At 59.2% G+C, this 12,460-nt stretch carries 10 protein-coding genes; 4 read left to right on the top strand and 6 right to left on the bottom strand.

Going from position 1 to position 12,460, the window contains the following annotated elements; all coding sequences use genetic code 11:
- Positions 1-135 precede the first annotated feature (135 nt).
- Together G9463_RS13950 and G9463_RS13945 are read right to left on the bottom strand one after the other, a co-directional pair.
- Complete coding sequence (locus G9463_RS13950; RefSeq protein ID WP_165897039.1) at positions 136-1,173, bottom strand: tyrosine-type recombinase/integrase; 1,038 nt, start codon at positions 1,171-1,173, stop codon at positions 136-138.
- Positions 1,170-1,583 carry a DUF5805 domain-containing protein gene (locus G9463_RS13945; RefSeq protein ID WP_004962123.1) on the bottom strand — a complete coding sequence of 138 codons (414 nt, stop codon included), beginning with the start codon at positions 1,581-1,583 and terminating at the stop codon, positions 1,170-1,172. Before G9463_RS13945 ends, G9463_RS13950 begins: the two co-directional genes overlap by 4 nt.
- Before the next feature lie 1,740 nt (positions 1,584-3,323).
- Between G9463_RS13945 and G9463_RS24350 the strand changes: the two genes are divergently transcribed.
- Complete coding sequence (locus tag G9463_RS24350) at positions 3,324-3,446, top strand: hypothetical protein (RefSeq protein WP_004962120.1); 123 nt, start codon at positions 3,324-3,326, stop codon at positions 3,444-3,446.
- Between the two features lie 377 nt (positions 3,447-3,823).
- Here G9463_RS24350 and G9463_RS13940 read toward each other — a convergent pair whose 3' ends face one another.
- The 3 genes from G9463_RS13940 to G9463_RS13930 are packed head-to-tail and all read right to left on the bottom strand — an operon-like array spanning position 3,824 to position 7,427.
- The gene (locus G9463_RS13940) at positions 3,824-4,252 is read right to left on the bottom strand and encodes a hypothetical protein (protein ID WP_011222987.1); all 429 of its coding nucleotides are present in this window, start codon (positions 4,250-4,252) and stop codon (positions 3,824-3,826) included.
- A 56-nt stretch (positions 4,253-4,308) separates the two neighbouring features.
- Positions 4,309-6,231, bottom strand: a complete 1,923-nt coding sequence (locus G9463_RS13935) for a HAMP domain-containing protein (protein ID WP_165897038.1) — start codon at positions 6,229-6,231, stop codon at positions 4,309-4,311.
- Positions 6,232-6,233: 2 nt separating this feature from the next.
- Complete coding sequence (locus G9463_RS13930; protein ID WP_007189887.1) at positions 6,234-7,427, bottom strand: ABC transporter substrate-binding protein; 1,194 nt, start codon at positions 7,425-7,427, stop codon at positions 6,234-6,236.
- Between the two features lie 351 nt (positions 7,428-7,778).
- On the opposite strand from G9463_RS13930, the gene kdgK1 reads away from it, so the two are divergent.
- The 3 genes from kdgK1 to G9463_RS13915 all read left to right on the top strand — a co-directional run bounded on the left by kdgK1 (position 7,779) and on the right by G9463_RS13915 (position 11,653).
- Positions 7,779-8,738, top strand: coding sequence for a bifunctional 2-dehydro-3-deoxygluconokinase/2-dehydro-3-deoxygalactonokinase (gene kdgK1, locus G9463_RS13925; protein ID WP_127013325.1), 960 nt, complete (start codon positions 7,779-7,781; stop codon positions 8,736-8,738).
- Between the two features lie 100 nt (positions 8,739-8,838).
- Positions 8,839-10,629: a pyruvate kinase gene (gene pyk / locus G9463_RS13920; protein ID WP_165897037.1), complete on the top strand. Its 1,791-nt coding sequence runs from the start codon at positions 8,839-8,841 to the stop codon at positions 10,627-10,629.
- Between the two features lie 52 nt (positions 10,630-10,681).
- Entirely contained in the window at positions 10,682-11,653 is a 972-nt protein-coding gene (locus tag G9463_RS13915; RefSeq protein ID WP_004962100.1) for an ROK family protein, read from the top strand.
- A gap of 30 nt (positions 11,654-11,683) precedes the next feature.
- Here G9463_RS13915 and G9463_RS13910 read toward each other — a convergent pair.
- Positions 11,684-12,460 (bottom strand): ATP-binding protein (locus tag G9463_RS13910; protein ID WP_165897036.1); only part of this gene is annotated, 777 nt, incomplete at its 5' end.

The raw sequence follows: 12,460 nt of genomic DNA, 5'->3' as shown, positions 1-12,460 counted from the left end.
AATTAGCAAAATAGTCATTGAGGCTGCATAAATGCGAAGCAGAATGTACCCAATTCAATATAGCGCTATGAGGTTTATTAGTTCAGCAGCGACCATCCCGAATGCGATTACGGTGTTAAACAATTGATTAAAAAATTACAATAGCGAGTAGATTTCAGCCTCGTACACATCCCTGACTCGGGTCCCCCACTCGTGGGTGTACGTGTCGATGACGTCTTGGGCCACGTCGCCTCTGAGGTATTTGACGACGCCGCGGTCGCCGGTCCGGTCCCGAAGATGCGTCGTGAAGAAGTGCCGGAAGTAGTGCGGCGTCACGTTCTCTTCGGCTCCCCCACCGTCCGTGTACCAACCGAACTCGCGGGCGTGGGATTCGACGATGTGGTGTACCATGTTCGGCGTGACCCGCTCTCCCCAACTGTCGCTTGTAGACACAAACAGCGGCGCTGCCGGGGACTGTGTGTCCGGCCGAATCGCGAGCCAGCGTCGCAGCACGGATGCCAACTCGGCGTCGACTGGAATCGTCGTTTCCCGCTTCCGCTTGTTGGACGCGGTCCGTTCTTCCCCGTTGCTGGCCTCGCCACGGGCCGGGTCCGAGGCGACGAACAATGAGTCCGGACGCCCGTCGAGGCCCGCTCGGACCGGGATCTCCGGTCTGGGCCCGGGGGTTTCGAGGTTGAGGTCACGGATATCGAGGTTACACAGTTCGCCGGCCCGCATTCCCGTCTTCAACAGTGTCACTATGATAGCTCGCTCTAGCGGGTGCGAGACGCTGTCTACGAACGCACGCATCGACTGGAGGTCTATCTCCCGGCGGGTCGGGTCAGTGTTGATGGACTCATCCATCTCCTCCATGACCAGCGCCATCGGGTTCGATTCGAAGGCGCCTACCTGAGTCATGTACGCGAAAAACCGGTGCAGATAGGAGGCATACGTCGCGACAGTGCTTTCCTCGACATCACCACGGAGGCTGTGGACGTATGCCATGCAGTCCCGGTGCGAGGCCTCTCGGACAGGGAGGGGCTGGTGGCCGTCCGCCAGGTAGGATTCGAAGTCCCGAAGGACGCGCTCGTAGGACGCACGAGTCCGGTCGCTCTTTCCGTGGTACGTGATATCATCGAGGAAATACCCGACCGGGTCCGACTCGGCGTCCGGTGTCGCTGTATCTGTGCTCATTCGTCTCGAACATACCCCCCGTGTCGCCCGCTGTACTGCACTTTGTTGTCTGACTGCAGTTCCTGCAGTACGTCTTCGAGTCGCTCCTCGATATCGTCGGTCAGCTCTGCGAGCAGGTCGTCCCACTCGTAGTAGTCCCCGTCAGCAAGGATCTCCTGGACCCGGTCTTTCAGCCCGTCACCCCCAGGGGTAGCGTCCGGAGAATGGGGTTCCTCACTATTGCTCCCAGCGGCGTCTGATTCAGTTGTCTCGGAGGCTGTTGACTCGAATCCGCTTCGACCCGCCTGTACCATCGTCCGGACGAACTCGCTTTGACTCATATCCAGTTCCTCGGCGTGGGCCTGCCACTGTTCTTTCTGGTAGGCCGGAATGTACGTCCGAACCGTCGTTCGCTCACTGTCACTGGACACATTTCACCCTCGGACGCCGGGAACTTCAATCTAGTCCCATACTCAGGGATAAACTCACTTATTTGGGTGTGTAGTACCCTATTTCACCGGAATTTGCTGCGTTACTGCAAAAAATTCTACATTTTGACGGACAGTAAGCACACACTCACAAATATTAAAACAGGTGCAGATCGCCGTACTCTCTGGTTGGTCCGCCTGCCCAACCAGATTCAGGTGGACGAAAGCAGACTACCACCTGTTAACAGGTATTAGTATTCGATTTGGTGCAGTGAACGACCACGGGGAGAGTCCGAGACTATGCAAGCCTGATCTGCTACTCGCCGGATCGAGCCCATGCACTTGGCCGTCTGTCTACCTCCTCGGCCTCACTGATTTCCCTGCACGGTTCGGTTGGCTCCTTGACTTTCCCACGCTACGTAGCATCCACAGTCCCTCGGATGATGCATGCGTCACCGAGGCTGGCATCCTCTCAGCGGAGAACGGCGGCAGTTTTCCTCTTGAGTCTCAGCCAGTCTAGTGTTCCCGGACGCGAGATGCTTGTCACACAGGACGATACTCCGGTCTATGCGCTAGTCTTTGAGACAATGAAGGGTAGACTCCAAATAGGCGTGGTCGTCTCGCTCAATCCCACGAGCCGCGTCGTCAGCTTGACTGCCTGTTTTGCGTGCCACTCCAGAACCGTTTCTGACAACGTACGGTCGGCTCGGCCTTTGATACATACCGGACAGTGAGCGTGGTCTTGATCCCCCGTCAACAGGCCTGCATCGCCCACTGCAGGCACTTCCGGCATCCTTCTCACCGAGAGACACTGAGTCCACGCTGCCCTCGTCCAGTCGTTCCAGGAGGGCGCGACATAGCGCTTCTAGAGCGTGGCGGCGTCGGGTCCGCTTCCGGGACAGTTGCCGGAAACGCTCGCTACTGCATTGGCCTCCTGTGGCCGTCCAGAAAACTCCGCCTTCCGTGGTTCCGAGCGATTCCGTTTCTCGGGCAACTTGGACTGTCACTGGGCGCTTTTCTGTCGTTTTACGGAACCGCTGGACCAACTCACAGCCTTCGTACAGGGTATTGCTCGTTGGTCGTGGTATACGGGCGACGAGAGTATGCGCACCAATGTCCAGAGCGCCATTTCGTCGGCCAGTAGCGTGTCCCGTGCCTCGCCAGAACAGTCGCGGGTTGCAACGCTCGACAGGTGCACTCAGCCCCGTCGTGCCGTAGGTCCAGCCTGCTTCTTGTCGTCAGGATAATATGGGTCACCAGCGGGTTCGAGCTGGAGACGCCTGGTGTGGTTGTATCAGTTTTCAATTGGACCCCATTCGGCACCTCAGACTCAGACTGCTCGCCTCATTCGACGATGTATGAGTGCTGCGAATGCTACCTTTGCGTACACGCCAATCACGATCATTGCCACGGAAGTCCGGCGGGCTCGGTATCCTGTGACTGACGTATTCGGCTCGTCACGAGACCTGTTCGTATCGAAGAACCCGCGTAGCGCTTCGCTGTCTTTGTGTATCATCCGGAGAGTGTAGTGCACCGAGAATAGCCTTGTATTGGCTTCAAGCGACCCTGTCTCGGCGTGGCAGCTCCGCGCACGTAACACCAAACACCTCCGATAGATGGACTCCAGTATAACTCACGAGCACTAATATTGCTGAACCGAAACCCTCCTACATTAGCGTGTCGAGACTGAAGCTAGCGATATGCGTTCCCGACGACACGCGTTCTCTCAGGAAGGTGAGTCCGGTGGCTAACGACGCACTCGTCCTTTTGTTCATGATTGCGATTGTACTGGTAGTCATGGCTGTCACCCTTATTGGCGGGTTCTATCTGGTCAAATACCTCGTCGAGCGTACGTTTAATTCATAAGTTCGGGCCTGCTGGGGTTTCTGACTGTGGGGCTGACTGACTGATATTTCCGCGGGTGATCCATTCTGTAATTACCGATAGTAACCTCTATACTACACCCTCGGTGATCTACCCGGAACACATAAACTGTATGTGGCTATATCGAATTTGAGTTAGCCACTACCTATTCAGATTGGAGAGCAATCCCTTGGGGAACGGTGGGCTATCTCACGCTGGCACGTCGACTGACTCCGGAAAAGGTGAGCCGGGCTCCCTCGTGGCGAGGACTGTCTCTCCCCACGAGCTACTTGAATTCAGCGTTGGCTCACCGTGAAGGCTGTCAGCAGAAGCCGACGCTGTATAACCGCCTGTTCACTGTTCGGGTATTCACTGTGAAATCAGCCGTCCCCATCTTCTCCGGTCGCCGCTCCCAGAATCGTCGTTTCGGTGTCGAAATACGTCGGCGCATCGGTGTCGATTTCGAACTCCAGAACGGTCTCAAGGTCGCCGGAGCCCCCGGCGAGTTGTTCTGCAAGATCGGTATACCCCTCAGCGAGCGTTCGGTACTCGTCTAGTTCTGCCTGTTTCGCTTGCGCTTGCTCCTGCTTGGCCTCAATGTCTGCGACAGTCGCCTCCGCACTGGCGTCCGGTCGTTCGGGACCCCCAGTCAATGAGGCGCGCGCATCAGCAGTGTCCTGTTCGATCTCCGCAAGTAAATCGGAAAGCTCCGCACTGCGCTGGTCCAGATGGCCTGCAAGAATCGCAGCTTGGGTTCGACAGTACTCGGCGAGTTCTGCTCGTGAGATATCGCCTGCGTCGTCGCTCATTGAATCTGGTACGACGCCAGCGCGAAAGTCGGTTTCGGTGAGAGCAGTGAGGCGGGTTACTCCTCTTCCTCTTCTCCGAGGCTCTGTGACGGACCGCCCGAGAAGACGAACTCGTGCTCGGCTTCAGTTTCGAAGCGGTTCAGGATGTCACCGAGTGGTTTCGCATATCGTTTGAGCTGCTCGGCTCGCGAGGACACTTCGTTGAGCTCTGCAGCCTGCTCTTCGGCTGCGCCGGCGACGGTCTGGGTTTCGGCCATCATCTGGTCACTCGTTTCGGCGGCTGACTGTAGCGTCGTCGCCACCGTCCGGAACCGCTCAAGCGAGTCGCCCAGATCGATGTCCGGATTATCCGCTTCCAACTCTTCGAGCGTGTCTACGAGGGTGTCGAGGTCCTCGGAGATGGTTGCGAGGCGGTCCTTCTGGTCGTAGGCGTCGTCGGAGATCTTCTGTGTCGATTCGGCGACCTGTTCGGACGCGTCACGGACGGACTCCGCACTCGACAGAACGACGTCTCCAGATTCCGCGACTTCGTCGGCGAAGCTGTTGAGCTGGCCGATGGTCTTTTCGAGTTCGTCGACCATGCCGTTGAATTCGCTGGCGATACGGTCCATCGACTCGTTCTCGCCGTCTGTCGCCATTCGCTCAGTGAGGTTTCCAGCGGCCGTCTCCTCCATCACGTCGGAGAACTCCTCGGCCTTCTTCTGGAGGTACTTGTTGACTTCGAGGGCTTCGGCGCGGGAAACCTCCGCTTCCTTCTGTGCACGCTCGGCCTCGTTGATCTGTTCTTTGAGGGCGTCGCGCATATCAGCGAACCCGCTGTACAGGCGACCGATGTTGTCGATACGACTGGTAGCGATATCGATGTCGAGGTTCCCCTGTCGCATCTGGTCCGTCTTTCGGGTCAGGCGGTCGATCGATGTTGCCGTGTTGTATCCGAGTATTGCACCGACACCCGCGATGAGCAACACCATCAGCGCCGTCCCGATGAGCCCGTACTGCTGGACGTTCTGGACGAAACCAAAGACCGCGGAGTTGGGCGCGTGCACGAGGACGACCCAGTCCGTCCCCTGTATCGGTGCGTAGCCGACGGTGTAGCGCTCGCTGAGCACGTCGGCTGCCGGCATATCAGCGGTGACACCGGATTGCTGTTCCGAGGACCGAAGGTCGTTCGCCTCGCTGATCGGTTCGGTAGCGCGGCTGTTCTCGCTGTACGACTGCAGCATATTCCCTCCGAGGCCGCGGCTCCCGTCTCTGGGTTCGTCAATCATGACGACCGCCGACCCGTTGACGACTTGGGTAAACCCGCCTTCAGCCCTGTTGTTCCCCTGAAGCGAGTTCGCGATCTCGTCAAGCGAGTATTCGATGAGGATATACCGATTCTGCGAGGCATCGACAGGGCTGACAAAGCCGACGACCGGGCCCGAGTTCGTCTGGTACACGTCGGAAACGACGACATCGCTTGCCGTTTCGAAGTTCGTACCGGTAAGCCAGGCCCTGCTCGTCGATTCGAGCGGTGAGTTGGTCAGCACCTGTGAGTTAGATGTGCTGGCGACAACTTGCGATTGGGCGGCATTGCGTTCAACCAGATGGATGTCGGCAGCATCTGCGGACAAAGCGGCTTTCCGATTGTTGAGTTCGATATCGATATCATCGGTATCACTACTGGCCCAGATGTCGTTGGAAGAGACGAACTGGGTCGATAGCCGGTTTCGGTCTACCCACTGTGACAGGATGTCAGCTTCCTGTGCAGCGGCGTTTTCGTAGTCACTCAGAACCTGCTGTTCCGTGTAGTTTTTGACCTGCTCTGTCGCGGCAAGGCCAACGAGACCAACCGACAGCGCCATAATAAAAAGGACGATACCGAATTTGAGTGCGAAGTTTCGCCGGATGGCATCCGGGACGACTGTCGCCAGAATCCCACCGGAGGCGTTCGAATCGTTCTCTGAACTGTCTGGTATCTGTGTCTCTCCTGAACTCATACTTAGCTCCCTCCAAGCGAGCAGTTAGCCGCTGGCCCGCTGTCGCACGCATATTGTACATCCGCTGGCTCCCCAATCAGGTCGTAGTAGGTGCCGTAGGATTGCTGTATCTCTGACTTCCCCCTTACAACCGGTACTTGACGCATCGCCTGATGGTCACAGGCCCGGAGCGTCTGCGGTCCGAGACCGGCGTCGTACTCGTGTCCTTCGAGCGCTCCGATGACGTCGATCGGGTTGAACGTTCCCGCCCGCTCGACTGCGCTAGCGTATTGCAACGCTTGCGTGTACGCGATGTGCGCTGCCCCCGATGGGGCTGCCGATTTCGAGGACCCTGTCGAACTGCCATACTCCTCACGGAACGTTTCTCGGAAGGTGTTAGACAGCGGCGAGTTGATCGCCGGACTCCAGGCGACTGTTCCGATAACGCCCTCTATCGCACCGCCTGCGGTCTCGGCAATCTCTCTCGAAGCCATCGGAAGGACGATATTCGATTCCGGGAACTCGTCTCGGAACGCTCTGAGTGCGTTTACTGCGTCGAGGCCACCGAGCCCGAGGACGATCACGTCGAAATCAACTGACTTGATGTCTGCGGCGTACTGGGAATAATCGCTTGTCCCGACCTGTGCAGTCGTATCCCAGACAGGTGCCCAGCCGACATTCCCAAGGGCTGCATCCATATCGTCCCGGAGCGTCTGACCCCAGTCGTTGTCCTGAAAGATCTTGACGTAATTGGCATCTTTTCCGAACTCTTCACTGAGGGCTGGGGCCAGCGCCTCGGCCGCCATGTGGTTGTTGAACATCTCGCGGAAGGAGTATCGGTTGCAGTCAGCACCCGTCAGCGAGTTCGTGTTAGCCATCGTCGCCATGTAGATAACCTGGTTCTGCGCAGCAACCTCCTGATTTGCCAGGCCAGCACTGCTTGACGTCCCACCAGCAAGCATAATCACCTCCTCACCATCAACAAGCCGCTGTGCGTTGCTTCGGGCAGTATCTGAACTTCCACCCGTGTCCTCGACAACGAATTCGACATCTTTGCCCAGAAGCCCGTCACCGTCCAGAGGCGAATTGTACTTCTCGCTTGTTACCCACCCACCACCGTTGTTAATGTGCTTGACCGCGAGTTTGAAACCGCGTATCTCCTGCTTACCGGCCGTTGAGTACGCCCCGGAGGAAGCAACGTTGAAACCGAACGTCACCGAATCCCCGGATACCGGAAAGTTTCCAACTGGAGTTGGGGTCGGCGTCCCGTCCCCATCTGTCACACCCTCGCTGCCACCACAGCCCGCAAGTCCGGCCAACCCGGCGGCACCAATCGAACGGAGTAGGTCTCGCCTAAAGACGGACGGCCCACCACCATTTCTCCCTGAATCCATACTGGCGTGTGTAAATTACTATAGCACATAAACTTTTGGAGAAAACTAATGCTGGCGGTACTCACCAATTAAAACTACGAAGTAACTGTCTATAATATAGTAAGAGGTGATTACCGCCGCCGTCAGACGACTGGTTCTCCGGGATTTATACTAAGCCAGTGAGCAACGGTGGATATGACGGAGTTAGTTACGTTCGGTGAGACGATGTTGCGGTTATCGCCACCTGGCGACGAGCGACTGGAGACTGCAGACCAGTACGCCGTCAGGGCGGCTGGCGCGGAGTCGAACGTCGCAGTTGCTGCGCAACGGCTCGGAGTCGACGCGATGTGGGCGTCAAAACTCCCCGAGTCACCGGTCGGTCGCCGAGTCACGGGTGAACTTAAGCACCACGGCGTGTCGGTCGATGTTGCCTGGGACGACTCCGACAGCGCCCGACAGGGAACATACTATCTAGAACAGGGCAGCCCACCACGGGGCAACGACGTTATTTACGATCGCCAAAACGCCAGTGTCACAACCGCCACACCAGCTGAGCTTCCCACGGAGACCATCGCAGACGCCGCGGGGTTCCATACCTCGGGGATCACACCGGCGCTCTCGGAGACGCTCGAATCGACCACTGCTGACCTCCTTTCGCTCGCACAAGACGCGGGCACGACGACGAGCTTCGACCTGAACTACCGCTCGAAGCTCTGGACGCCGGCGGAAGCCCGTTCAGTTCTGACAGAGCTATTCCCGTCTGTCGACCTGCTCGTTGTTGCCGAACGCGATGCGAACGTCGTGTTGGACCGGACCGGCGACGCCGAAACGATCGCTCGGGACCTCGCCGCCGAGTATGGGTTCGAAGCGACAGTGATCACCCGCGGTAGCGATGGGGCGCTCGCGCTTGCTGATGGGACTGTAACGGAGCAACCGACGTTCGAGTCGACCGATGCGCACCCGGTTGGGACCGGCGACTCCTTTGTCGGTGGTTTCCTCTCGCAGTACCTCTCCGGTGGCACCGTTGCAGACGGGCTTGCTTGGGGTGCCGCGACGGCCGCACTCAAACGGACGATACCAGGCGATATTGCTGTCGTATCACCAGACGAAATCCGTTCTATTCTCAGCGGTGATACAGAAGCGATTTCGCGGTAGCTACGGCGTCCAGCAAGCTTCTTATCCCTTCGCGGGGAACGGCAGGGTATGATTAACTATGAACGCTGTAAACTGTGGCTCCCCGGATGCGGAGGTCACAATGCGTAGCGCAAAGATCGTCTGTACTCTCGGTCCTGCGTCGGACTCGGTCGACGACATCGCGTCACTCGCAAAAGCCGGTATGTCCGTTGCCAGACTGAACGCGAGCCACGGCTCGCCGGAACACCGCCGTGAAATGATCGATCGCATCCGGCAGGTGGACGAGGCAGTCGAGGAACCGGTCGCGGCCATGCTCGATATGCCTGGGCCGGAAGTCCGGACCGCGGAGATCGACGAACCGATTCAGCTCACGGAGGGGTCTACCATCCGGTACGTCGTCGGTGACGACGCGACGCCAGAAGAGGTCGGGCTTTCGCAGTCGATTACGGCAGTCGAGCCGGGCGACCGGGTGTTACTCGATGACGGTCGAATCGAGACGACCGTCAAACGTGTCGAGGACGAGACAGTGTTTGCGACCGTCGAGAACGGCGGCGAACTGGCCGCCCGCAAAGGCGTCAACGTTCCCGGCGTCGAACTCGACCTGCCGACGATTACGGAAAACGACGAACAAGAACTCGACGTGGCCGCCGAGAAGGAGCCTGATTTCGTGGCCGCCTCGTTTGTCCGTGACGGCGAGGATATCTACGAGATCAGCCAGGCACTCGAAGAGCGCGGTGTCGACATTCCGATCATCGCCAAGATCGAACGGGCCGGTGCCGTCGAAAACCTCGACTCGATCATCGACGAGGCCTATGGCGTGATGGTCGCCCGCGGTGACCTCGGCGTGGAGTGCCCCCTTGAGGATGTCCCTATCATTCAAAAGCGCATCATCCGCCGGTGTCACGAGGCCGGCGTCCCGGTCATCACGGCCACCGAGATGCTTGACTCGATGGTCCACTCCCGGCGGCCGACCCGCGCGGAGGCCTCAGACGTGGCAAACGCAGTTCTGGACGGTACCGATGCAGTGATGCTCTCTGGTGAGACGGCGATCGGTGACCACCCGGCCCGTGTCGTCGAGACGATGGACCGGATTATCCGCGATGTCGAGGGCAGCGAAGAGTACGCCGAATCCCGCGAACAGCGCGTGCCAAACGCCGGGGATACCCGAACAGACGCGCTCGCACGCTCGGGTCGGTTCCTCGCCCGCGACATCGGGGCGTCGGCGATTGTCGCCGCGTCCGAGTCCGGCTACACTGCCCTGAAATCGGCGAAGTACCGGCCCTCGATCCCCATCGTCGCGTCGACGCCGAGCGAGCGCGTCCGCCGGAAGCTCGCGCTCTCGTGGGGTATCACACCCGTAACGACCGAGTACACTACCGAAGGGGCCGACGCCGTCATCCAGACGGCAGTTCAGGCGGCCCTCGACACCGAAGCCGCGGACAGCGGTGACACGGTCGTCGTCCTGTCCGGGATGATGACCGAGCTGGAGGGGATGAACACGGCGAATATGCTGAAAGTCCACGTTGCGGCCGAAACGGTCGCGAGCGGTCGGTCCATTGTTGATGGCCTAGTGACTGGCCCCGTCCATCGGATTTCGACGGCCCCGCCCCGGGAGTCGCCAGGTGACCTCTCGAACGTCCCCGAGGGGGCGATACTGGCGGTTCCAGAAGGGTTCGACGGCGAGTTCGTTGGCGACACCAGCCGCATCGGTGGCATCATCGACGGCCATGAGGGCGTCACGAGCTACGCAGCTATCGTCGCCCGCGAGCTTTCGATTCCGATGATATCGAACGCGGACCTGCCTGATGCTGTCTCCGACGGGTCGACTGTTACACTAGACTCCGAGCGCGGCGTCGTCTACGAGGAGTCCGTTGGACGAGAGGACATCTCAGGCAGGGAGCGAGACTACTGACCGCAGTAGAATCTGTGTAGTTAAGTATCGGTGGGGCAACCCTTCGACCAGCATGGGCGCTTACGCAGGGGTCGACCTCGGAGCGACACATATTCGCGCTGTTATCGGTGACGAGACAGGCTCGATAGTCTCGTCACACAAAACTGAAACACCACGTGGACCGGCGGGCATTGCGGTCACGGAGGCGGTCCTCGACGCGATCCGGCAGGCCTGTGACGCCGCCGACATCGCCCCCACAGACGTGGTTGCCGCCGGTATCGGATCCTTCGGCCCGATGGATCTGGCCGAAGGTGTCGTCGAAAACCCAGCGAACCTTCCAGACACCATCGACCGGATTCCGCTGACTGGGCCGGTCGAAAACCTCATCGGCAGCGAGCGAGTGTCGCTACACAACGACGCCAACGCCGGCGTCATCGGCGAACGGTTCTACTCGGACCGGAGCCCCGATGACATGGTGTATCTCACTATCTCATCCGGAGTCGGCGCTGGGGTCGCCGTTGACGGGAACATCCTGTCAGGCTGGGACGGCAACGCCGGCGAAGTCGGGCATCTGACCATCGATCCGCACGGTTTCATGACCTGTGGCTGTGGGCACGACGGCCACTGGGAGGCATATTGCTCGGGCGAGAACATTCCCCGGTATGCCACACAACTGCACCGAGAGGACCCCGTCGAGACGGCGCTCCCAATCGAGACTGAGGAGTTTTCGGCGGCAGATATCTTTGAGTATGCTGGTGAAGATGAGTTCGCGTCTCACGTTCTCGACCAGATCTGTCACTGGAACGCTATCGGCGTCGCGAACATCGTTCACGCGTATGCACCTCTCGTTGTCTACGTCGGTGGGGCCGTTGCACTCAACAACCCCGAGCAGGTGCTAAATCCGATCCGGGAGCGGCTCGATGACATGGTGATGTCGAACATTCCGGATATCCAGTTAACGCAGTTTGGCGACGATGTCGTGGTTCGTGGTGCACTGGCGTCCGCACTGACTGGCGGCACAGGCGACCCGTCACAGCGCGTTTAAAAAGCGTCGACCTGACCGCGAACCGTTGGGCTACTGCTGCAAGTCGTACAGCCGTCGGAACGCAGTCGGCGGGAACCGCGGTTCGACGCGGCTCGGTGGGCGTCCCTGACCATTAGTGACCGTCGCTTCGACGCGGTCAACGACGCCGGATTCAGCCATTTCGTAGAGGAACCGTTTGACGGTCCCGGCAGAGAGATCGACTGACTGTGCCGAGGCAATCGCCTCCGTCGTCGCCGTTACCGAGGAGCGTTCGCTCTCCTCTAGGTCGATGAGTTCCCTGAGAACGGTCTGTCGGTTCGTCGGCAGGGAGAGAACAACGCCTAACGAAACACAGGGGTCGGGCACCTCCGCGATGGCCGCGTCGACGTTGGCCTGTGTGATCCGGTCCTGGCCCCGTTCCTCGGCCAGTTCTGCAGCGATAAACAAAGCGGCAAGGGCATCGTGGGCGTTGCCGTCGGCCCAGTCAGCGATATGTCTCGCCTGACCGTGATCAAGTCCCTGCTGGGCCAGCCCGTTCGAGGTTCTGGTCATCAACACGTCGACGAGCATCTGGCGCTGGTAGCGGTCGATACTGATCGACTCGGCGGTGTACCGCGTCAGTTCAGTTGTCGACGGGTCATCGCGACCGATAGCGAGCCAGCTAACGTTGCTCGGTAAGCCAGCAAACAGGTCAACGAGGGCTGGAGCCTGAATACTCTCCGGCTCGCTGATGTGGTCGACTGCAATGACGATTCCTGTGCGTTGTTCTCGGACCAGATCGTGGAGTCGCGACTTGAGCGTCTCCGTCCCGATTCCGTGTTCTGGCAC

The organism is Haloarcula sp. JP-Z28 (assembly GCF_011440255.1).
Lineage (GTDB): Archaea > Halobacteriota > Halobacteria > Halobacteriales > Haloarculaceae > Haloarcula > Haloarcula marismortui.
Note: the sequence above shows the minus strand (reverse complement) of the source record. Positions and strands in the feature narration are given on the sequence as shown.

Excerpts from the sequence above, each read along its gene's own strand:
- G9463_RS13950 (WP_165897039.1), bottom strand. The coding sequence starts at position 1,173 with ATGAGCACAGATACAGCGACACCGGACGCCGAGTCGGACCCGGTCGGG.
- G9463_RS13940 (WP_011222987.1), bottom strand. The coding sequence starts at position 4,252 with ATGAGCGACGACGCAGGCGATATCTCACGAGCAGAACTCGCCGAGTAC.
- G9463_RS13935 (WP_165897038.1), bottom strand. The coding sequence starts at position 6,231 with ATGAGTTCAGGAGAGACACAGATACCAGACAGTTCAGAGAACGATTCG.
- kdgK1 (WP_127013325.1), top strand. The coding sequence starts at position 7,779 with ATGACGGAGTTAGTTACGTTCGGTGAGACGATGTTGCGGTTATCGCCA.
- pyk (WP_165897037.1), top strand. The coding sequence starts at position 8,839 with ATGCGTAGCGCAAAGATCGTCTGTACTCTCGGTCCTGCGTCGGACTCG.
- G9463_RS13915 (WP_004962100.1), top strand. The coding sequence starts at position 10,682 with ATGGGCGCTTACGCAGGGGTCGACCTCGGAGCGACACATATTCGCGCT.